Below are 20643 nucleotides of genomic sequence, written 5' to 3'. Positions count from 1 at the left end.
ACCCTCCCTCTACTCCTACGACGTCCCCCCCCACCGATGGCTTCATGTATGCCGTGCGCTATCAGCAAGCCAAACTGGCCTGTGGTTCGCTCCCCGACGATCTCGAGGCGGACTATGCTAAAGCGATGCGGCTGACTGGCGAGGCCAGCCCTGCGTTTAAAGCTAGCTATGCACAGCGCTTGGCAACCCTGCCAAAGTGGAGCAAACCGGCGTCGCCTGAAGAACAGGCGCTTGCGTGCGAACAAAGCCAGCACACCTTGCGCGTAACGGTGCAGCTCGCCCGGCAATGGTTTCCCGGTGGCTGGTAGCCACGTGTTTTAACCCATTGATCGGCCCATTGATCGGCATAGGTATCTACACAACGATTGGACCTGACCACTCCAGCGGCGCAGAGCCGTAGGCCCAACGTCCATAGATGCACAGACGTCGGAACTGAGCAGCTATCATCAAGCACCATGCTTGCAGCACGTTGCTTGAACTCGCGGGTGTAGGTCTATCGCTCTTGCAAACCTCCTGATTGGGCGAATCATATCGCCCGTAAGAGGTGTCCGGGATCATTAGGCCAGTTCAAGCACAGAACCGATACGAATTCCTGTGGCACTACGCGCTCAAGCCACCGTGTTACACCACCTGCTGGACCTGATCCGCTTCAGGCTCTAGCGCATCCACAGTAGCGACATTGTTGGTGATACCGAAAGGAATGTGCACGGATGGAGCAACTGCGCTAGTCGATCTAAGGTGCCCTGATTGGTCATCGAAAAAGATGTGTGGTTTCAATACACCTAAAATTTTTCCTTTCTCGATGCCGCCTAGGAAGAATGCGTCATTGGCCATGACCCCCCAACTCTTGAGTGTATTCATCGCACGCTCATGAGACGGAGCATTGCGGGCTGTGACGATCGAGACGCGTATGCGGTTTTCGTATTCAGGATTGAGCTTTTTGTGCTTCTCCTCGACCGACTGGATTTTGGATATCCGCACCATGAATTCCTTCAGCGGCCCAGGGTTATGGGGCTGCATGACATTCGTCACTTCGTGCGCATGGAATTCAGACAATCCAGAGGCCTGCATGATTGTTTCGGACTCATCGCCAGCGAGCACGCCGTCAAAGTCGAATGCGATGCGTAGGGTTTTATCAGTCTCGTCGTCTTCAAATTTTGAATCGAGAACTTGGCCAGCCGGATACCCGGCCCTGATAGCCGCTTCCACGTCTTTTTTGTCACCCGACAAAAATAAAGCGATATTCAGTGCTGGTATGTATTCATAAGGAGATTTTCCCTGCATGAAAATCGCCCTTGTCATCCCAAGCCCGTAGTGCTCGATAGTCTTCAGTACGCGCAGCCCAGTGTCGGGATCATTGCGCGAAAGAAGTATCACCTCGACGAGCGGATCCGTAGGATCGACGCTCAGGTCATTCACTGACAGCAAGCGCTTGATGAAGGGGAACGCTATCCCCTTAGGAAGCGGGACGTGAAGATTTTTTTGCTGAAACTTGCGGTATTCCTCCTCCCCCTGACTCTGAAACACTGCGTCCGATGCCAGCAAATCAAACACAGCGCTGGAAGCGACGCCGATCACTAGGCGATTTTCTAACTCGTAGGGCATTGGAACCTCTCTTGATGCCTCTAAACGCAAATATTGATGGGCATCGAACATGCCGATCGATTTCAGGGCGGATCGAGAAGCACACATCGCACGCCTCCTCCCACGCACAGTCAGGCATATCAATCTTCAAATCAATCTGCCGGTTGCTTTCATTATGGAAGGATGACTTTGAACCTTGCTGATTGGCGCCGAGTCAGCCGTCACCTGATCGCCGGATGTCGGCCCCAAGCTATTCTCCTGAGCGAAATTGGCATAATATGCCAACATCAAAAGTACCTGTTTGCACAGAACTGGAGCTAGTTATGGCGACGCGAAACGTTGTGCTCACCCCTCACCAGGAACAGGTTATCCATGACTTGGTGCAGTCCGGCCGTTATCAGAATGCCAGCGAAGTGATGCGAGAAGGTTTACGTTTATTGGAGCAGCGCGTCGCCGAAGACACCGCCAAAATTGAGGCACTGCGTCAGGCGACCTCGATCGGCATCATGGATCTTGAGCACGGGCGCTTTACTCAGGTGAACGAGGGTGATCTGGAGCACTACCTCGAGAGCTTGAGCCTGGAGGCAACCCTCCCAGCGAGAGAGAAACACTGAGCATGCCGCAGTATAGGATCTCCAACGCGGCTCGTGCCGACATTGTCGACATCCTTAGGCTCTCCCAGACGCAGTTCGGCGATCAAGCACGCCAGCGCTACCAGGCGCTGATCCTCGCGGCGCTGCAAGCGCTTGCCGACACGCCTTATCCCATTGGCAGCCACGACCGCGATGAACTTGCACCGGGCCTTCGCAGCTATCACCTCATCTATTCACGCCAGCAGACCAAACACCCCCATGGAACAGTCAAAAGCCCACGCCATATCGTGTTCTATCGTGTGACAAACGACGACGTGATCGAGGTCGTCAGACTCCTTCATGACGCCATGGAAGTGCAGTTGCACTTGCCTAACGACTGATCAGCGACCTGGCCCAACGGCTTAACTGGCCAGGAATAGCGAAGTCCGTCGGAGATCGCCACTTGCGATCACTCGCACACTCGGTATGAATGGGGGCAAAAGTGGGGGCAAACAAACGTGTTATCGACCTGAAAATATTGTCCCAGGGCCTAGTCAAATGTTTTTTGGGGATCCCGATAGCCTGTAATGGAATTCCATTAAGTCCGATAAGACCAGATCCTATCGTGCTTGAACTGTCTTCATCCCACCGAATGCTGGGTGCGCTCGGGGCAGTGTACGCACGGGCTCAATTGCTCTTGAGGGTGTACTTGTTTATTACGGGTTCAAACACGAAAAGAAGAACGGTGGATACCGGCTATACCCACCACCAGCCCCCACACGTCAGGGCAATGACCGCGCCCACTCCCAGCAGCCACCAGAACAGGGTGCGCTTACGCACAAGCGCACCCGCAGGTAGGCATTCAGGAGTCCTCTCAGGCGACGGTTCAATTGGCACAATCACCACGGGCACTGAAGGCGTCAACGCCGGCGTTGGGCTGGTGACTGGCGGTCGCCCATCCGGTTGGGTACGACGCGCCAAGCGCTGCATCAATCCACCGAGCTGCTGACGTAACGCTTGCAGCATGACCGGAGGCTCATGCCTCTGGCTAACCAACAGCCGTGCCAGCCCCTCCAACTTTTTGTCCATGCTGGCCAGAGCGGCTAACGCCGAGCGTGGGACTTCCAGGCTGCGCAGTATCTCTGCCATTGGCCGAACAGCCAACCCAATATATCCAGGCGTGCCGACACCCTGGGAGGCCACACACCGCCCCCTGCCCGGCACACGGCATCGATCATCTCCCAGCGCACAACCCTACCTCTCCGAGCCTTTGCCGAAATCATTTAAGACACTGGGTACGCGCACTCTCGCCAATCGAGATCTATATTAAACTGGCTCAGACGCCCCCAACATTGATGGCAGTAGCACAACCAACGACATACTGTCGTTATATAGCGCGTAGCAAACCCTAAGCAGAATTTGTGTAGGAAATTTCCGAGCAAAACACCCCATTAACGCCCCCCAAATACTGACGACTCATCATCGTTCGACTTCATATCTTTAAAACATCTCGACTCTCTAATTAGGCCTGTCCTTCGCCTACCTAAACTAATCAGGAATCTAGCCACATACTAATGACGCACTGGTGCGTCTATCGGCAAACAGACGCCGCCCCGGATCCCTTGAGCGCACCAAAACCGGCAGGAGCACCGTTCAGCCCTCCGCCCCACCCTGCTGAAAACTCAACAACGCCTGCTCAAGATCATCTATCGCGTCTTCGACCCCGGCCACGCTTGCGCCAAGAGCAATGCCCGAGACATCGGGACCTGCACCGGCAACCTCCAGGGCCCGGCACCGCTCCACCAGTTGCTCACCTTTAACCACACGGGCAGCGCCCTTGATCCGGTGGGCCAGTTCGATCAGCTTGTCGGTATCCCCCACCTGTAATAACGCGCCGAGGCGCTGGCGATCCTTGCGATTGTTGTTGATCAACTCATTCAGAATCTGGCGGAATTTTACCGGTTCGCTACTGATCAGCAGTTCCAGCGGGCCAAGGTCCAGCAGACGGGCTGGTTCGGGCGCTGCGATCAATTGCTGCGCCGTCGGTAGCGTAGCTTCTTCCTCGCTGTGGTGACTGTGCTGATAGGCCATCAACCGCGTGTCCAGCTCATCCAGACCAATCGGTTTGATCAGGCAGTCGTTCATGCCCGCCTGGATGCACAGCTCGATTTCTTCCGGCTGGGCATCGGCCGTGAGGCCAAGGATGACGGTGGGTTCGATCGTCTGTTCGGTTTCGATCCGGCGAATCGCCTGGGCCAGGGCGATGCCACTCATGACAGGCATGTGGCAGTCGGTGATGACCACGTCGAACGCTTGCTCACGCCACACTGCCAGCGCCGACTCGCCATCGGCCGCCTCGCGCACATCGTGCCCCAGAAAGGCCAGTTGCTGACGCAGCACTTGCCGATTGATCTGATGATCATCCACCACCAACACCTGCAGTCGATAACGCTGCCGGGGTGGCGGTATCGCGGCCGGCTGGATTGCACTGATACGCTCCAGTACTTGCAGGCGCAACTCAACATCCACACGCGTGCCACGACCAAGCTCACTGCTCATGCCAACCCGGCCGCCCATCATTTCGCACAGTGATCGACAGATCACCAGGCCCAGGCCAGTGCCTTCACCGCTCTGCACATTACGCTGCACCTGGACAAATGGACGGAACAGTCGCGCCTGGTCGGCGGCGCTGATACCTACACCGGTGTCTTCGACCCCGAGCCTGACACTCAGCAGCTTGTCGTCGCTCAATACTCCCGCAATACTGATTTTGACCGTGCCCTCCTCCGTGAACTTGATCGCGTTGCTGACCAGGTTGGACAGGATCTGCTTGAAGCGCAGAGCATCGACCAGCACATCGCAACTGATGCTCGATTCAATGTCCAGCAGCAGGTTCAGGCGTTTCTGTCGCGCCAACCCTTCAAATACGCGCGCAACTGACTCAACCAGCTCACGCAGGTTGGAGCGCTTGGGCGAGAGGCTCAGACGTCCGGATTCAATACGCGCAATATCAAGAATGTCGCCAATCAGCTCCAACAGGCTTTTGGCTGAAACATGGGCAATTTCAATGTTGGCCCGGTTGATGGGTTCGCTGTCGACACGCTTGAGCGCCAGTTCAAGAATGCCGATCACCGCGTTCATGGGCGTGCGAATCTCATGGCTCATGGTCGCGAGGAAATGGGTCTTGGCCCGGCTGGCTTCGTCGGCCAGGTTTTTGGCTTCCTGCAGCTGATCTACCAGTTGGCGATGCTCGGTGATATCCATCCAGCCGCAGATCACGCCTTTGGTGACACCCTGCGAATCCTGGAAAGGTTGTACCCAGTGATTGATCCAGACTTCGCGACCTTGCAGCACGATGGCATGCACCGACTCCAGCGTCTGGCCTTCACTCATGGCTTGCAGGTACTGGCGATGCAGGTCGGGGATGGCCTCGAAGCATTCGCTGGGCAACTCGCTGACGGTTTTGTTCAGCACCTGCTCGGCACGCAGCCCCGTGCTGCTCAGGTAGCTGCGGTTGCAAGACAACATACGCCCGTTGATATCGCGCACGTAGAGCGCAGGCGGCATGCAATCAGTGAGGGTTTCCACGAACTGCAGCTGGTCGTTCAACATGCGCTCGGCTTTGAGCCTGGCGTGGATCTGGCGTCGCAAATAAACCACCCAGATCAACGACAGCAATAACAGCAGCGCAGCACCGGCAACCACTTCGATAATCACTCGTTGATAGTCGACCCACGTCTGGCCGCTCATGCCGGGCGGCGAGCGCCAGCGATTGGAGATCGCGTTGAACTCATCCGGCGAGATGCTTTGCAGAACTTTGTCGATAATCGATTGCAGCTCCGCATCGCTACGGCGCAGGGCAAAATTGAGGTTCGCAGGCCCTACATCCAGTGCCTGGTTGATGGCCAGCTTCTCTCGGAACAGACGTTCAATGTAATAGCGTGCCGCCGGCAGTGACACCACCGCTGCGTCCGCCTCGCCTTGATACACCTTGTTCATCGCATCCAGCGAGCCGCCCACCTCGATCACGATGGCCTCAGGGTAGTGCTTGCGCAATTGCGTCAACGCCACATGGCCGGCAGGTATGGTCACGCGTTTGTCCGCCAGGTTGCCCAGCTTGCCTTGCTGGTCCAGATTGCTCAGCAGTACAAAAGGGCCGCCCACCAGCGGCCTGGAAAAACGCAGGAGTTCCTCACGCTCGGGGCTTGCCGTCATCAGCGCCAGCTCAGCCTCGCCGTTTTGCAGTGCCTGAATGATCTGCGGGTAACTACCGCTATTGACCACGACCTGAAAATTCAACCCGGTGCTAAGCGTGATGACTTCCAGCAGATCGGCCACCCCGCCCGAAAAAACCCCGTTGGCATCAAAGTACGCCCCGGGCGCCAGGTCATCGTTGATCACCAGGCGCACGACCGGGTGACGTTCTATCCAGCGCCGCTGCTCCGAAGTCAGGTCGATAGGTTCTTCGCTGGGGATGAAGCTGTTACCGACCCAGCGCTTGGCCAGGTTGATCAACTGATCTTCGCCGATGGCCTTGATTGCAACGTTGACCAGCCGCTGCAACTGCGTGTTGTCGACGCGCATGGCATAGCTATAGCCACCAACAGGCAAGTCGATAAAACGCTCATAGCGCACGAAGCCATAAAACGCGCGGTTGATGCGATAGTAAGCACTGTACAAGTCGTCGACGTAGACATCGGCTTGACCGAATGCCGCGGCAGCGATGGCTTTGTCATGATCGCTGTAAACCCTGAAGTCGGCGCGCGGAAAACGCCTGATCAGTTCGCCGCTGTGCTCCTCGGTGACCGCCACGCGCAACCCCACCAGATCGGTCGGTGAATAGCGCGGCTCGGCGCTGCGCTTGAACAACGCCAGCCGATCACGCGCATAAGGCGCACTGAAGATCAGGTTCTTGTTTGGCGACATCGCCCCATGGCTGCTGATCATATCTACACTGCCTGCTTGCACCGCCTGCTCGGCGTCACGGGCGCTGGCAAAGGGCACAATCTTGACTTTCACGCCCAGCAACTGCGCCACCAACGCCGTTACATCAGCACTGATGCCTTCGTACTGATGGTCCTCTGCGTTCACGGAAAACGGCGCCGACTCGTCGGCTGAAATGCCCACCCGAAGCTCGGTCTTGTGCCTGAGCCAGTGCCAGTCCTCAGTTGAAATCTCGATGTCGTGACGGTCGATGCGCAGTTGGCTGGACAGCACCTGCGGCGCCAACGGCAGCGATACAGCCCCAATGTGGGTGCTGATCAGCGACAGGCATAAGGGCAACCAGAAATAACGTAAAAGCATGGGAAATCAGGACCGAAAGTGTGGGCGCACTGGAAAAACGCTGGCAGGTGCAGCTGCGCAGGCACTCAATGTGTTAAGTGGGGATGGTAGGCATGATAGTTCAAAGCCGTTGATTTCCCGGCAGTCATCCATCGGCCAGGGTCGCGCCTTCTCGAACGGCCTGGTGCGTGCAGTACGCGATAAAGTGACTTTCGGGCATGGGTCGGGCAAACAAGAAGCCTTGTGCCACGGTGCCTCCCAACTCAATCAGACACGCCTGTTGCTCGGCGGTTTCCACCCCCTCAATAACCAGCGACATCTCCAGCGCCTTTGCCAGGGCCACCGCGCAGCTGATGATCGCGGTGCTTCGAGGCCGGTTTTGCATCTGAAGAACGAAGGCGCGATCAAGCTTAATCTGATTGAACGGCAAATCGCTGAGCCGCCCCAGTGACGAATAACCGGCGCCGAAGTCGTCCATCGCCAGGCCGCATCCAAGCATGCGCAGGCGCGCCAGGTTTTCCAGGCTGCTGGCAGGTACGCTGATCAGGCCGGACTCGGTAATTTCAAACATGACGCTGTGCGCAGGCACCTGGTAACGCTTGAGCAGCTCGGGGATTTTTTCCGTGAGCTTGCCACACGCTAACTGTGCCGGGTGCAGGTTGAATGCCAGTTCAATCGTCACGCCCTGTGACATCAAACGCTGGCGCAGTGCGAGGCCCTGTTCGAACAACTGCCAGAACATCTGGTCAATCAGGCCATGCGCCTCCATCACCGGCAGAAAGTGCGCGGGGGCCAGCACGCCCCACTGCGGGTGCGCCCAGCGCGCGAGCACTTCGGCGCCCACCAAGCGTTGCCCTTGCAGGGTGACCTTAGGCTGGTAATAGGCTTCAAATTCGCCGTTGTTCAGGGCGCGTTGCACCTGCGCAAAGCTTGCCAACTCCGCAGGCTCCAACAGCTTGGGCACGACGCTGTCCTGTGCACGGTAGCGTTTGACCAACTGGCTGAAGTCACCCAGGTTAAAGGGCTTGCCCAGGTCCCCGAGCAAGTTCAGTCCCAGGCAATGGATCATCGATATGGCGGTTTGGCGCAGCACCGCGTCCAGCTCGCTGCACAACACCACTGCACGCACCTTGCCGCTGCTACTGGCATGACGCAGGAAAGCCAGGCCATCCATGCCCGACATTTTCAGATCACAGAGGAGGATGTCCACATGACTGCTGGCTGCCAGGATGGCCACGGCTTCCTCGCCATCCGCCGCTTGCAGAATGGGCTGCGCCAGGTTTTTTTCCAATGCAGTCACAGTCACCAGGCGCTGGAAGGGCTCGTCCTCCAACACCAGCACAATCAAGTCTTGCATCGCAGTTCTACACACAAAGGGGAGGACCAGTGTGGAAGAGCCGGCTCTGACACCTCTATGAGAAATTTCCTACATCAAAAGAGAAATTTCCGAAGCCGGACTATCCGGTTACGCATCCCTACCCTAACCTGCAGATGGTGTTAATCTTTTACACATCTGCTTATACCCCCCGGTAATACACGCGTTCTGAAGGTTAATTAAAACTATGCACAGTGTCCTTATAGTCGACGATCACCCGGTGATTCGGCTCGCCGTCAAAGTGGTCCTGGAAAAGCACGGAATGCGGGTGGTAGGTGAAGCCGACAACGGGCTGGATGCCGTTCGACTGGTTCGCGAGCTGACCCCCCAAGTGGTTATTCTTGATATCGGCATCCCAAAACTCGATGGTTTCAGCGTTATCACCCGTATCAAGGCGCTGAATGTTCGCAGCGAGATCCTCATACTGACGTCTCAGCCTGCGGACGCCGCGTGCCGACGCTGTATCCAGCTGGGCGCCCGTGGTTTCGTCAACAAGGAAGAAGACCTGTCCAGCCTGGTGACGGCCATCAAGGCGGTGGACGCCGGTTATACGTTTTTTCCGGCACTTACCTTTGACAGTGTCAATTCGGCAGAACAATTGACTGAACTTGAGCAGATACATTCATTGACCGATCGAGAAGTCACGGTGCTGCAATACCTGGCGCAGGGTTATTCCAATAAACAGATCAGCGACATGCTGTTTCTCAGCAACAAGACCATCAGTACTTATAAAACCCGCCTGCTGCAAAAGTTGGGCGCCACTTCCCTGGTGGATCTGGCCGAATTTGCCAAGCGCAACGCCTTGACCTCTTGATACCGTTGCAGCAAACGTAGGAAACGTCCGATGGATACGTAGGCAACGTCCCACTCCCTTTCACCCCTCTCACTCCTAGACTCGCTCCAGCTCAACGGCACACAGAGGCCAGAGCTGAAAGAGCGTTTCGTTAAGTCCACTTCCAAGACTTGAACATCTAATCAGGAGTAAGAAAATGAAAGTAAGTACGTTGGCTGGCGCGATCATGGCAATCACCCTCGCAGCAACTTCGGCTGTGAGCGTGGCGGCAGACAAGGGGCACGGCACCATCACCTTCAAAGGCTCGATCATCGACGCACCCTGCTCTATCGCCCAGAACTCGCAGTACCAGACGGTCGAGATGGACCAGGTTGCCAACGTCGCCCTGAAGAACGGCGGCAAATCCCAACTGACCCCCTTCAAGATTGAGCTGCTGGGCTGCGACATGGGCACATTGAAGTCCGCAACCGCCAAATTCACCGGTTCGCCTGCCTCCAACCCCAAGTTGCTCGCCCTCAAAGGCAGCGCTAAAGGTGCAAGCCTCGCCATTGCCGACCACAACGGCGAACTGCTTGACCTGGGCACTGAATCGGCCGCCCAAACCTTGGCTGACGGCAATAACTACCTGCTGTTCAACGCTTACCTGCAAGGTGACATGAGCGCCCCTGCAGGCGGTGGCGAAGCAGTTGCGGCAGCGGTTGTTCCGGGCAGCTTCGAGACCTTCGCCAACTTCACCCTCGATTACCAATAACACGCATCGTCACTCAGGCCCCCGGAGTGCGCACCCATGCGCGCTCCCGGGGAGCTTGCGGAGGTTTGGATGACCCGCACAACCGCAGTGTTGGTGATGCTTTGCGCCCTGGGTCAACCCGCTTGTGCAACCGAGCCGTCGACCAGTAATGCGCTCGAGGGTCGGGTGCAATTGACCGGAAGTATTGTTGACAGCGCCTGCACTTTATCCATGAGCAGCGACAGTCAAACAGTCACCTTCAAACCCACGGCACTCAATGGATTGATACATGGCAATAACGCCTCTCAACAATCGCTGAAGCTCTATATCGGTGATTGCCTGGCTTCAACTGCGCAGCGTAACTCCGATCCGTCAAAGCGTTTCAAACTGACCTTCGAAGGTGACGGTGAAGGCCAGTACTTCAGTATGCAAGGCAGCGCCCATGGCGTCGCACTGCAGATAAAGGACAAGGAAGGCAAGTCGGTGTCCCCCGGCATGTTGCTTGAGCACAACTTCGCATCCAGCGATCTGCTGATGCTCAGTTACTCACTGACCCTGGTCGGAACCGGGCATGCGCTGGAAGCGGGCGACTATCACGCCACGATCAAGCTGAGCATTCAGCACTTCTGAACTGCAGACACGCTTCGTGCTGTGTCACTCAAGGATTTAGTCACGTGGATCACGCAAAGGTACTGGCTGCCACTGCATTGTGCTGCGTTGCGACGTGGGCAAGTGCAGCCGAAGAATTCCAATTCAATACGGATGTACTGGACCTCAAGGATCGCCAGAACCTGGACCTGGGCGTATTTGCCTCGGCCAATTTCATCATGCCTGGCGAGTACAACCTGCTGGTACACGTCAATCGCGATACGTTGGTGGAATTTCCCATCGCATTCATGCCGGCGCCGAACGATACCAAGAGCAGCCTGGCCTGCCTGTCGCCGGCGCTGGTCAAGCAGTTGGGCTTGAAACAACCGGTGCTCGACGCCCTGACCTGGTGGCACGACGGCGCTTGCCTGGATCTCAACAGTGTGGCCGGTATGCAGGCGCGTGCTGACCTGAGCAGTTCCGGCCTGTACTTGAGTATTCCCCAGGATCAACTGGAATACACAGCACCCAACTGGGACCCACCTTCGCGCTGGGACGAAGGCGTTTCGGGGGTATTGCTGGATTACAACTTCAACGCCCAGACCACCCAGCGTCAGCGTGGCCAAGGGCGCACTGACAACCTGAGCGGCAACGGTACCGCAGGGATCAACCTGGGTGCCTGGCGCCTGCGCGGCGACTGGCAAACCCAGCTGCAACGCAGTGGCGACCAACCCTCCCAACCACAGTTTGCCTGGAGCCGCCTGTATGCGCTGCGAGCGGTGCCCTCGTTGCGTTCAAACCTGATACTGGGCGAGGACTATCTGGATTCGAACCTGTTCGGCAGTTTTCGCTATACCGGCGCCAACCTGAGCAGCAACGATAATATGCTGCCACCCAACCTCAGGGGTTACGCTCCCGAAGTCACTGGCGTGGCGCGCAGCAACGCACGGGTGGTGATTCGCCAACAGGGCCGCGTGCTCTACGACACCCAGGTGCCCCAGGGCGCCTTCCGTATCCAGGACCTCAACAACGCGGTCAGTGGCCAGCTGGACGTGCGCGTCGAAGAACAGGGCGGCAGTGTTCAGGAATTTCAGGTCGACACCGCAAGCATTCCCTACCTGACTCGTCCCGGTACGGTGCGCTACAAGCTGGCCGTCGGCAAACCTTCGGACTGGGACCACCAGCGCAATAGCCCGGCCTTCGCCACAGGTGAGTTTTCCTGGGGCGTGAGCAATGGCTGGTCACTGTATGGCGGGGGGCTGGGTGCCAAGGATTATGGCTCCCTGGCCGTCGGCGTAGGCCGCGATCTGATGCAGTTGGGTGCGCTGTCAGTGGATGTCACCCAGTCCAGGGCCACATTGCCGGGCCAGGACACGTTGAGCGGCAAATCCTACCGTGCCAGTTACTCCAAGCGCTTCGACGAGTACGACAGCCAGGTGACATTCGCCGGCTATCGCTTCTCCGAGAAGAACTACATGAGCATGAACGAATTCATCGAAACCCGGCGTGGTGCCCTGCCGCTGAACCAGAGCAAGGAATTGTATACCGCAAGCCTGAGCAAACAGTTTCGCGGATCCGACCTCAGCGTCTACTTCAACTACAACCACCAGACCTACTGGAACAGCCGCGCCAGCGATCGCTACAGCCTGTCGCTGTCACGCTACTTCGATGTGGGCCGTTTGAAAAACCTCAGCCTGTCATTGACCGCCTACCAGAACCAGGCCAACGGCACATCCGATGACGGTGCCTACTTGTCGGTCAGTATTCCATGGGACGGCACCGGCTCGATCAGCTACAGCTCCTCCGTCAGTCGTGGTGAAAGCACCCACAGCGTGAGTTATTACGACCGGCTCGATGAGCGTAACCACTACATGCTCAGTGCCGGCAAAGCCTCCAGCGGCGAGACGGCCAGCGGTTTTATCGCCCATGACGGCGACCAGGCGCAGTTAGTGGCCAGCGCCAGCTACCAGGCTGCGCAATACACCTCGGCCGGCCTATCGTTGCAAGGTGGCGCGACGTTGACGGGCGAAGGCGCCGCCTTGCACCGCAGCAACGTCATGGGCGGCACTCGTCTTCTGGTGGATACCCAGGGCGTGGCGGATGTACCGGTGCGCGGCAATGGCGGCACCACCCGTACCAACCGCTTTGGCAAGGCGGTGATCACCGACGTCAACAGCTACTACCGCAACTACGCAAGCATCGAACTGGACAGCCTGCCGGACGATGTCGAAGCCACCCAGTCCACCACCCAGGCGACCCTGACGGAAGGCGCCATCGGCTATCGCCGCTTCGATGTCATCGCCGGCAGCAAGGCCATGGTCGTGATTCGCATGGCCGACCGCAGCGCCCCGCCGTTTGGCGCGAATGCCCAGAACCCTCTGGGCCAGGCCACCGGCATCGTGGGTGAGGAAGGCTCGACATACTTGAGCGGCATGAAGCCGGGTGAACGCATGTCGCTGCATTGGGATGGCCGCGCCCAGTGCACATTCACCCTCCCCGAGCAGGTCGTTTCACCCGACCAACCACTGGAGCTGCTTTGCCAGCCCATCCCCGCAGCGGACGAAACCGCCGTTTAACCCATTGCACAGGTACGCCCACGTATGACCCGTTTAACACGCAACACCCTGCCCTTGCTCGCCCTGCTGAGCGCCTGCGCGGCGCCCTTGAGCCAGGCCGCGGTATCGCTGGATCGCACCCGAGTGGTTTTCCCTGGTGGCGAAAAATCGGTCAGCCTCGGCATCAGTAACCAGAATGCCCAACTGCCCTACCTGGCCCAGGCCTGGATCGAAAACGAGCAAGCCGAAAAGATCACCAGCCCGCTGGTGGTATTACCGCCCATTCAGCGTCTGGAAGCCGGCGCCACCAGCCAGATTAAAATCCAGGGCCTGCCCGAGCTGAGCCTTTTGGCCCAGGATCGCGAATCGCTGTTCTATTTCAACCTGCGCGAAATTCCGCCGCGCAGCGATAAACCGAACACCTTGCAGATCGCCCTGCAAACCCGTGTAAAGCTGTTCTACCGGCCCGCGGCCATTGCCGCAAAAACCGGAGCAAACCAGACGCCGTGGCAGGAAGCGCTGACCCTGACCCGCCAGGGCGACCGCTACCTGGCCAATAACCCTACCCCGTACTTTGTCACGCTGATCGACGCTACGAAATCTTTGGAATCGGCCAGCACCAGCGACTTCAAGCCATTAATGATTGCCCCCAAGGCCCAGGTCGACCTGGGCGTAAGCGCCAAGGCGTTGGGCGACAAGCCCGTGCTGACCTACGTCAACGACTACGGCGGCAGACCACAGTTGCAATTTCACTGCCGTGCAGACACCTGCACCGCCAAGCCCGTCACCAGTCAACGCTGACCCCAAAGCCATGACGTACTCACGTGAGTGGAAACGATGAAGTTTGCAATCCGCAGTTGCCTCGGCGTGTTGCTGTGCGGCGCTTCAATCCTGGCGCAAGCCGCGGATGGGCTCGCGCAGACCGCCGAAATCCAGGTCACCGGTACCTTGCTTGAAAGCGCTTGCTACCTGGACCCAGTCTCGGCCTACCAGACCTTGCAGATGGGCGATTTGAGCACCGTCCGGATGGCACGCATCGGCGATCAGGGCGCCCCCCTGGCGCTGCAACTCAAGTTACAGGGGTGCATGCGCAGCGAAGGCGGTCGACGGGACCAAGCCCATGGTGTGCTGGTGTGGAGCGCGATCGAGCCCGTCGCCACCCTGACCTTCAGCGCCGTGGCCGACGCCGACAGCCCCGAGTTGATCAAGGTCAGCGGTGCAGAAGGTTTCGGTCTGCGCCTGCTCGATGTACAGGGCAACGACGTGCATCTGGGGCGTGAAGCCCCGGCCTGGTTCGTCTCGCCGGGCGACAACCACCTGACTTATTACATCCGCCCGCAACGCACGGCAGCGCCTTTGCGCCCGGGCAGCTTTCACGCCAGCCTGAATGTAAACCTGGCGTATGACTGAGGATTGCAGCATGACGCGTATGTGCAGGGTTCTTCTGGCCACGCTGCTCACCTGTGCAGGGTCTGTACAGGCTGTTGAACCGAAGGTGGTGACGATCAAGGGTGTCGTGTATGCCGCGATCCCCTGCGTGATCAATGACAACAAACCCATTACGGCCGCTTTTGGCGACGTGCTGATCGCCGCTATCGACGGTCATTACAAAACCATCACCTTGAACTACACGCTCGATTGCGCGCGGTCGGCGTCCCGTGAGCTACAGATGCAGGTTCGCGGTAACAGCGCAGGGTTCGATCCCGCGTCACTGCAGGTGCAAGGGTTTGACAACCTGGGGATCGCCCTCACGAAAGACGGCACGCCGCTGGCGATCAATACCTGGAGCGACTTCGATACCGACAAGCAGCCGCTGCTGCAGGCCGTCCTGGTCAAGGGCAACGCTGGTGAAGTCAAGGCCGGCAGTTTCAGCGCAGGCGCAACCTTGATGGTGGACTACCGATGAGACAGTTTGATCGTTGGCTGGCAACCCTGTGCGTGGCGACCTTGGCGCTGCCGTGTCTGGGCGCAGACAACCTGCAATTTTCCGGCACCTTGCTGGCGCCTCCTGTGTGCCAGGTCAGCGATCAGGGCGGACGGCTGGAGGTGCGTTTCAAAGGCAATATCGCGATCAGCCGGATTGATGGCGAACGCTATCGCCAGGCAATTCCTTACCAGATCGAATGCCCCGGTGCCAGCAACGCGCCTGTCACCTGGCATATGCGCCTGACCCTCAAAGGGGCGTACGCCCATTTCGATCCCACCGCCCTGAAGACCTCGGAGCTTGACCTGGGTATCAAGGTATTGCTCGGTGGCACTGCGCTGATTCCCGGCGAACCCAGGGACATTGACTTCAACACCGCGGCGCTCCCGACGCTGGAAGCCGTGCCGGTGAAACACGCCGGCGCGGCGTTGCGCAGCATCGAATTCACCGCTTCGGCGTTATTGATGGCCGAACTCAACTAAGGAACCTCTATGAGCAAATGGGCCATGACCCTCAGCGTTTGGGTCGCTACCGCCGTTTGGTGGTCCGCGGCGCAGGCAGCAGAGGACAACCTGCACTTCTCCGGCGTCCTGGTGGATGAACCCTGCGTGCTGGCGGTGGAGGACGAGAACGTGGAGTTGGACTTCACTACAGTCATCGACAAGGACCTCTACCTGAACGGCAGAACACGCGGGCGCCCGATCAATTTGCACCTGCGCAACTGCGACCTGGAAGTCGGCAAGCGGATGGTCAGCATCACCTTCAGCAGCAGCGCCGAAAGTACCGAGCTGCCCGGGCTATTGATGCTACAGAGCGCCACGGTCCACGGCCTGCTGGTGGGTTTGGAAAGCACCAGCGGCGACGCCTTGCCGCTGAACAAGACTCACCCCATGAAGGTGCTTGCCAGCGGCGACAACCTGGTCAGCTTCAACGCCTACCTGCAAGGCGAGCCCGAGGCCCTGGCCAAGCGCACCCTCGGCCTGGGCGCCTTTGATGCATCCCTTACCTTTGCCTTGAGTTACGAGTAATCGCCATGAACTGTTTGTTGATCGCCCTGCGCCACTGCCTGGTGTCTTGCGTGCTGTTGTGCGCCGTGACGGGTCAGGCAGGCGCCATAACTATCACCTCTACTGAAAGCCGCTATGAGTCATCTGGCATCCGCTATTACTTCACCGTAGAGAATTGGTCGACTTCTGATCCCGCGCCCAGCCAGTGCAGGAGCGAAAACCCGGGGATCTCCACTTGCGTTGTTGCACTCGCCATGCGCCTGAACCCCACCACTGCGCAGACAACAGGGAAAGGATACGAATGGAGAGTACCGATTGGCCGTGGCAAAGCCACAATGGGCGACATGCTTACGACTCTCAACGGCTATGGTTTTTCGATGCCGTTCAAAGGATCGATTCTAGTAGGCAAACAAAGCACTGCCAGCAGTGACATGTGTATCAGCTTCAGCGCGTCAACCATCGGGGCCGCGATAGGTGGTATTATCAACCTCTTCGGCCCCTGCGCACGGATTATGACGCCCATGTTGCAGTGCGAGATCAGCGGCGATAACACCATTGATCACAAGAATCTGCCTGACACCCAACTTGATGGTGCAACGGCCTCGCTTCAGTTGAAGGTAATGTGCAAGGGTCAGTCCAGCGTCACTGTCACGGCCACACCCACAGACTACTTTGGCGTAAAACTCAGAAGCGACGGCAGTCTTTACTCCAGGATCACCGTCAACGGCAGGGACGCCAGCTATGGCATATACCTACCGGTCGGCGACAACCAGGCCACTCTCGTCGACATCACGTCAACCCTGATCACGCACGGCACTGTTGCCCCGGGCAGCTTTTCCGGCTCTACGGTCATCACCATTTCACCGCCTTGAGGGCCGATGGATACGGATTGCCGGGCGACTGCAGCGAGGACACCGGAAACTGCGCCCTGATCAGCGTCCCACCCTCCGCCAGGTTGCTTGCAGTAATGGCCCCGCCATGGGCCTGGCAGATCGCGCGGGCGATGGACAAGCCTAGCCCGCTGCCACCCGAGTAACGCGCTCGGGAGCGCTCTGCCCGCCAGAAACGATCAAACACGCTGTACAGGTGTTGCGCTTCGATACCCGGCCCTCGGTCACCGACCTCAATCACCACCAAACCGTGAAGCCGGCGCGCCGTAATATTCAGCTGGCCTCCCCCGGCCGCATAGCGCACCAGGTTATCCAGCAGAATGTTGAGTACCTGGCCCAAACGATCGCGATCAGCCTGGAGACGAACCCCATCGGTAATACTGACCTGCGTACGCACGCCGGCCTCATCCAATTGCGGCTGGAACCACGCAAGCCGCTCTGCCACCAGGGCCGCCAGAGAAGACTCGCTGCACTCCAGCACCAGCCGGCCGGCCGGCACGAGCCATCGACAACAGGTGCAAGTCATCCACCAGTTTTCTCAGTTGATCGAGCTGACGCTTGACCATGCCCAACTGTGTGGCATCGCTGGGGAATACCTCATCGAGCATACCCTGCACGCGACCCATGGCGGCGTTCAAGGGTGTGCGCAGTTCGTGCTCGACGCGTAACGCCAGCAGCTCCTAACGCGGCCCCGGCGGCAGATGCTGCACAAAATACCAGTCCGACAGTGTGACGTTGATCCACATGCACACCGAGATCACCACCACCGCGCCGATCGCCAGCAGGCTCTTACGCCGGCCGATCCAGCGCCACATGGGTTTGTCGTTGACCCGCGGTTGCTCAAGCATGTGCGTTACCTGAATCGATAGCCAATGGAGCGCACCGTGACCAGAACGCCGGTGATGCCGTGGTTTTCCAGCTTGCGGCGCAGGTTGTGCACGTGGGTGTCGACGACGCGTGCCAGGGCTTCGCTTTCCGGCAGGCAGATTTCCAGCAACTCATCACGGGTGAAGGCCTTGGACGGCGTCTTGAACAACGTCACCAGCAGCTTGAATTTCGTTGGGGTCAGGTCCAGCCATTGCGGGGGTGCTTCGCCCTGCTCAATGGCCGCGGTAAACGCAACAAGGTCCACCCGCAGGTTTTCATGGCGCAGCAGGTGTTCGACCGGTTGGTTGCCGGTGGTGCGCCGCAACACCGCGTGCACCCGCGCCAGCACTTCGCGCGGGCTGTAGGGCTTGACCACATAGTCGTCCGCGCCATAACGCAAGGCACCGAGCTTTTCCGGTTCGTCGCCCATGGCCGTGACCATGATCACCGGCGTGTCACTACTGCGGCACGCGGCCGACAACACCTCGGTGCCACTCAAGCGCGGCAGCATCAAGTCGAGCAGGATCAGGTCAGGCTGCCAGCCTTTGTGCAGGTCCAGACCGCGCTGGTCATCTTCGGCCAGGGCCACCTCATAGCCATCCCGGAGCAAGTAGGCTTCGAGAATGTTGGCGCTGTCGGCGTCGTCTTCGACGATGAGGATACGTTTTGCTGACACAAAGAAGCCTCTTGATTTCACAGCCCCTGGAGGCTCATCCATTCCCATTCGATGGCGTGGTGCACCGAGAAGTCTGGGAAGCAGTTGATCCCGCCCCGGATATCTCCATGTCGGGGGAGCTAACGCACTGAATAGTTTTTAGTTGCGCGAGTTCAATAACCCGGTCAACCGCAAGGCTTTCTACCGCATAACCCCATCATGCGCTGGGCGTCTTGAGGCGCAAAGACCAGCGGCGACACGACCTCCAGCACGCCCGAACTGTCGGTCAGCGGCGCGGCGTTGCCCATTGTGATTTGCGACGCGGCCTTCATGACCCATGCGTCGACATTCGCGTCCCCCGAACCTGCGAGCATCATTACTTTCGGCGTACCGCTGTATGACGTGAAGCGATAGGACAGCCGCACGCTTTTCTTCTCGCCCGTGACATTGACCGCTTCAAACACTTCCCGGACAGCCAGCCGCCGAGTCTGCAGTTTGAGAAAACCCTTCAGCCAGATTTGCTGATAACGTTGCATTTGGTCTTCAGTCAGCGGTTGTCCCGCCAGGCGCAGACGGTTCATGGCTTGCCACACTTCGTCGCCACAGTACTGGACTGCGCCCAGATAAAGTGCCAAGGCGCCAGGCAAATCTTGCGGGCCACCCTTGCCTTCTTCCATTAAACGCCCCCACTCCAGCACGGCATTGTTGCCAGACAGGCGATAGAAATGGCGCGCCTTGGCATAGTCCACGGGTTCACCCTCGCCGCGTTCGGCCATCTCACCCAGCAGCACATTGGTGGCCGGTTTAATCTTGACGGACTCTACGAACAAGGCACGGGCCTTGCGAAAATCCTGATCGACGCCAGCCATTGACCCCATGCCCAATTCACCGCTCACCCAGGGACAAGGTGTTTTTGCAGAGCAAAGCGGGCTCCTTTGGCGACCCGATAGCCTCTAAGCGTCGAAAGTCCGGCATGCGTGCGGCGTTATGTCGGTAACCCACGCTTGAATCCAGACCCGCGCAGGCCTACCCTGCACGCGTCGAACACTCACCCAACACGTCAAGGAAGACTTCAAATGTGGGATGGCAGCGTTACTTTTGGCGACTCATGGGCCGGTTACATTGGCCGTGCCGATCAAAACACTGCTCACTCCCATGTCGCCATCCAACTGTGCATCGGCGTAGGCCAACCCGCCACCCTGGAGCTGCCGGGAAAGGTGATCCGTGCGGCAGGCGTGATCATCGGTCCCAACGTCGAACACCGTGCCGTGGCCGAAAGTCATCCGGTGGCATTTTTGTATGTCAGCCCGGACACGGCGTTGGGCCGTGCGCTCAATGCGTTGCTGCAAGACGATGGCATCGCCCTGGCCAGTGACGAACTGCTGGAGTGTTTTCGCCGGAGCACGTCCCTGTCGCACTTTGTCGACGCCCTCTCGCGGCTGCTGGCAATTACCACGCCGATCGACCACAGGCTCTACAAAGCGCTGAATATTTTGCGCCTTGACCGCGACGGCCCTGGTTGCGTCAGTCGCGCAGCCCAAGCGGTGGGGTTGTCCAGCCCGCGCTTGCGCTGCGTCGCCACCCACCAGATGGGTGTTTCCCTCTCCCAATGGATCATCTGGAACAAATTGGAGCGCGCCTCCAAATCCCTCGCCGGTGGGTCGACGTTGTCGGACGCCGCTGCCGACGGCGGCTTCTCCGACCAGGCGCATCTGGCTCGCATGATGCGCCGCATGATTGGCATGACGCCGCGCACCGCCGCCGAGGTTTTGCGTAAGACAAGCGTTTCGTTCAAGACGCGCTGATATCAAAACGCCAAT

General features: G+C 58.5%; 20 protein-coding genes and 1 pseudogene. 14 read left to right on the top strand and 7 right to left on the bottom strand.

From position 1 onward, the window contains the following. The first annotated feature begins 44 nt into the window (after positions 1 to 44). Positions 45 to 308 carry a hypothetical protein gene (locus AB4P90_RS13930; RefSeq protein ID WP_395606026.1) on the top strand — a complete coding sequence of 88 codons (264 nt, stop codon included), beginning with the start codon at positions 45 to 47 and terminating at the stop codon, positions 306 to 308. A 313-nt stretch (positions 309 to 621) separates the two neighbouring features. On the opposite strand, the gene AB4P90_RS13925 is transcribed toward AB4P90_RS13930, so the two are convergent. Beyond that, entirely contained in the window at positions 622 to 1605 is a 984-nt protein-coding gene (locus tag AB4P90_RS13925) for a 5'-nucleotidase (RefSeq protein WP_395606099.1), read from the bottom strand. Between the two features lie 302 nt (positions 1606 to 1907). Here AB4P90_RS13925 and AB4P90_RS13920 point away from each other — a divergent pair, with 302 nt between their 5' ends. Together AB4P90_RS13920 and AB4P90_RS13915 are read left to right on the top strand one after the other, a co-directional pair. After that, positions 1908 to 2198 (top strand): type II toxin-antitoxin system ParD family antitoxin, encoded by a 291-nt coding sequence (locus tag AB4P90_RS13920; RefSeq protein ID WP_032891975.1) that lies wholly within the window; start codon positions 1908 to 1910, stop codon positions 2196 to 2198. Positions 2199 to 2200: 2 nt separating this feature from the next. Further along, a complete protein-coding gene (locus AB4P90_RS13915) occupies positions 2201 to 2557 on the top strand; it encodes a type II toxin-antitoxin system RelE/ParE family toxin (RefSeq protein WP_102666174.1) in 357 nt (118 codons plus the stop codon). A gap of 355 nt (positions 2558 to 2912) precedes the next feature. On the opposite strand, the gene AB4P90_RS13910 is transcribed toward AB4P90_RS13915, so the two are convergent. The 3 genes from AB4P90_RS13910 to AB4P90_RS13900 all read right to left on the bottom strand — a co-directional run bounded on the left by AB4P90_RS13910 (position 2913) and on the right by AB4P90_RS13900 (position 8796). After that, positions 2913 to 3305 carry a hypothetical protein gene (locus tag AB4P90_RS13910; protein WP_395606118.1) on the bottom strand — a complete coding sequence of 131 codons (393 nt, stop codon included), beginning with the start codon at positions 3303 to 3305 and terminating at the stop codon, positions 2913 to 2915. A 504-nt stretch (positions 3306 to 3809) separates the two neighbouring features. After that, positions 3810 to 7460, bottom strand: a complete 3651-nt coding sequence (locus AB4P90_RS13905) for a transporter substrate-binding domain-containing protein (RefSeq protein ID WP_395606025.1) — start codon at positions 7458 to 7460, stop codon at positions 3810 to 3812. A gap of 124 nt (positions 7461 to 7584) precedes the next feature. Next, positions 7585 to 8796, bottom strand: coding sequence for an EAL domain-containing protein (locus AB4P90_RS13900; RefSeq protein WP_395606024.1), 1212 nt, complete (start codon positions 8794 to 8796; stop codon positions 7585 to 7587). Between the two features lie 205 nt (positions 8797 to 9001). Between AB4P90_RS13900 and AB4P90_RS13895 the strand changes: the two genes are divergently transcribed. The 10 genes from AB4P90_RS13895 to AB4P90_RS13850 all read left to right on the top strand — a co-directional run bounded on the left by AB4P90_RS13895 (position 9002) and on the right by AB4P90_RS13850 (position 17283). Further along, positions 9002 to 9628 (top strand): response regulator, encoded by a 627-nt coding sequence (locus AB4P90_RS13895; protein ID WP_395606023.1) that lies wholly within the window; start codon positions 9002 to 9004, stop codon positions 9626 to 9628. A 175-nt stretch (positions 9629 to 9803) separates the two neighbouring features. Continuing rightward, on the top strand, positions 9804 to 10358 hold the full coding sequence (locus AB4P90_RS13890; RefSeq protein ID WP_395606022.1) for a fimbrial protein: 555 nt from the start codon (positions 9804 to 9806) through the stop codon (positions 10356 to 10358). Positions 10359 to 10394: 36 nt separating this feature from the next. After that, entirely contained in the window at positions 10395 to 10967 is a 573-nt protein-coding gene (locus AB4P90_RS13885; RefSeq protein ID WP_395606021.1) for a fimbrial protein, read from the top strand. A 44-nt stretch (positions 10968 to 11011) separates the two neighbouring features. Further along, a complete protein-coding gene (locus tag AB4P90_RS13880; RefSeq protein WP_395606020.1) occupies positions 11012 to 13501 on the top strand; it encodes an outer membrane usher protein in 2490 nt (829 codons plus the stop codon). A 24-nt stretch (positions 13502 to 13525) separates the two neighbouring features. Then, entirely contained in the window at positions 13526 to 14281 is a 756-nt protein-coding gene (locus tag AB4P90_RS13875; RefSeq protein ID WP_395606019.1) for a fimbria/pilus periplasmic chaperone, read from the top strand. A 36-nt stretch (positions 14282 to 14317) separates the two neighbouring features. After that, entirely contained in the window at positions 14318 to 14890 is a 573-nt protein-coding gene (locus AB4P90_RS13870; RefSeq protein WP_395606018.1) for a fimbrial protein, read from the top strand. A gap of 10 nt (positions 14891 to 14900) precedes the next feature. After that, a complete protein-coding gene (locus tag AB4P90_RS13865) occupies positions 14901 to 15386 on the top strand; it encodes a fimbrial protein (protein WP_395606017.1) in 486 nt (161 codons plus the stop codon). Then, positions 15383 to 15886, top strand: a complete 504-nt coding sequence (locus tag AB4P90_RS13860; protein WP_395606016.1) for a fimbrial protein — start codon at positions 15383 to 15385, stop codon at positions 15884 to 15886. Before AB4P90_RS13865 ends, AB4P90_RS13860 begins: the two co-directional genes overlap by 4 nt. A gap of 9 nt (positions 15887 to 15895) precedes the next feature. Further along, positions 15896 to 16432, top strand: coding sequence for a fimbrial protein (locus AB4P90_RS13855; protein WP_395606015.1), 537 nt, complete (start codon positions 15896 to 15898; stop codon positions 16430 to 16432). Positions 16433 to 16437: 5 nt separating this feature from the next. Beyond that, on the top strand, positions 16438 to 17283 hold the full coding sequence (locus AB4P90_RS13850; protein ID WP_395606014.1) for a hypothetical protein: 846 nt from the start codon (positions 16438 to 16440) through the stop codon (positions 17281 to 17283). Here the strand turns inward: AB4P90_RS13850 and AB4P90_RS13845 are convergent. The 3 genes and pseudogenes from AB4P90_RS13845 to AB4P90_RS13835 all read right to left on the bottom strand — a co-directional run bounded on the left by AB4P90_RS13845 (position 17264) and on the right by AB4P90_RS13835 (position 19692). Continuing rightward, positions 17264 to 18149: pseudogene (locus AB4P90_RS13845) on the bottom strand (sensor histidine kinase). The gene AB4P90_RS13850 and the pseudogene AB4P90_RS13845 sit on opposite strands and share 20 nt — an antisense overlap. Positions 18150 to 18154: 5 nt before the next feature. Beyond that, positions 18155 to 18844 carry a response regulator gene (locus AB4P90_RS13840; protein WP_395606013.1) on the bottom strand — a complete coding sequence of 230 codons (690 nt, stop codon included), beginning with the start codon at positions 18842 to 18844 and terminating at the stop codon, positions 18155 to 18157. Between the two features lie 164 nt (positions 18845 to 19008). After that, positions 19009 to 19692 carry a hypothetical protein gene (locus AB4P90_RS13835; protein WP_395606012.1) on the bottom strand — a complete coding sequence of 228 codons (684 nt, stop codon included), beginning with the start codon at positions 19690 to 19692 and terminating at the stop codon, positions 19009 to 19011. 207 nt (positions 19693 to 19899) lie between these two features. On the opposite strand from AB4P90_RS13835, the gene AB4P90_RS13830 reads away from it, so the two are divergent. Then, complete coding sequence (locus AB4P90_RS13830) at positions 19900 to 20628, top strand: helix-turn-helix domain-containing protein (protein WP_395606011.1); 729 nt, start codon at positions 19900 to 19902, stop codon at positions 20626 to 20628. The last annotated feature ends 15 nt before the right edge of the window (positions 20629 to 20643 follow it).

It is taken from the genome of Pseudomonas sp. B16120 (assembly GCF_044218845.1).
Classification (GTDB): Bacteria; Pseudomonadota; Gammaproteobacteria; order Pseudomonadales; family Pseudomonadaceae; genus Aquipseudomonas; species Aquipseudomonas paracarnis.
The sequence above is the reverse complement of the archived record's forward strand: the minus strand, read 5'-3'. Positions and strand labels throughout refer to the sequence as shown.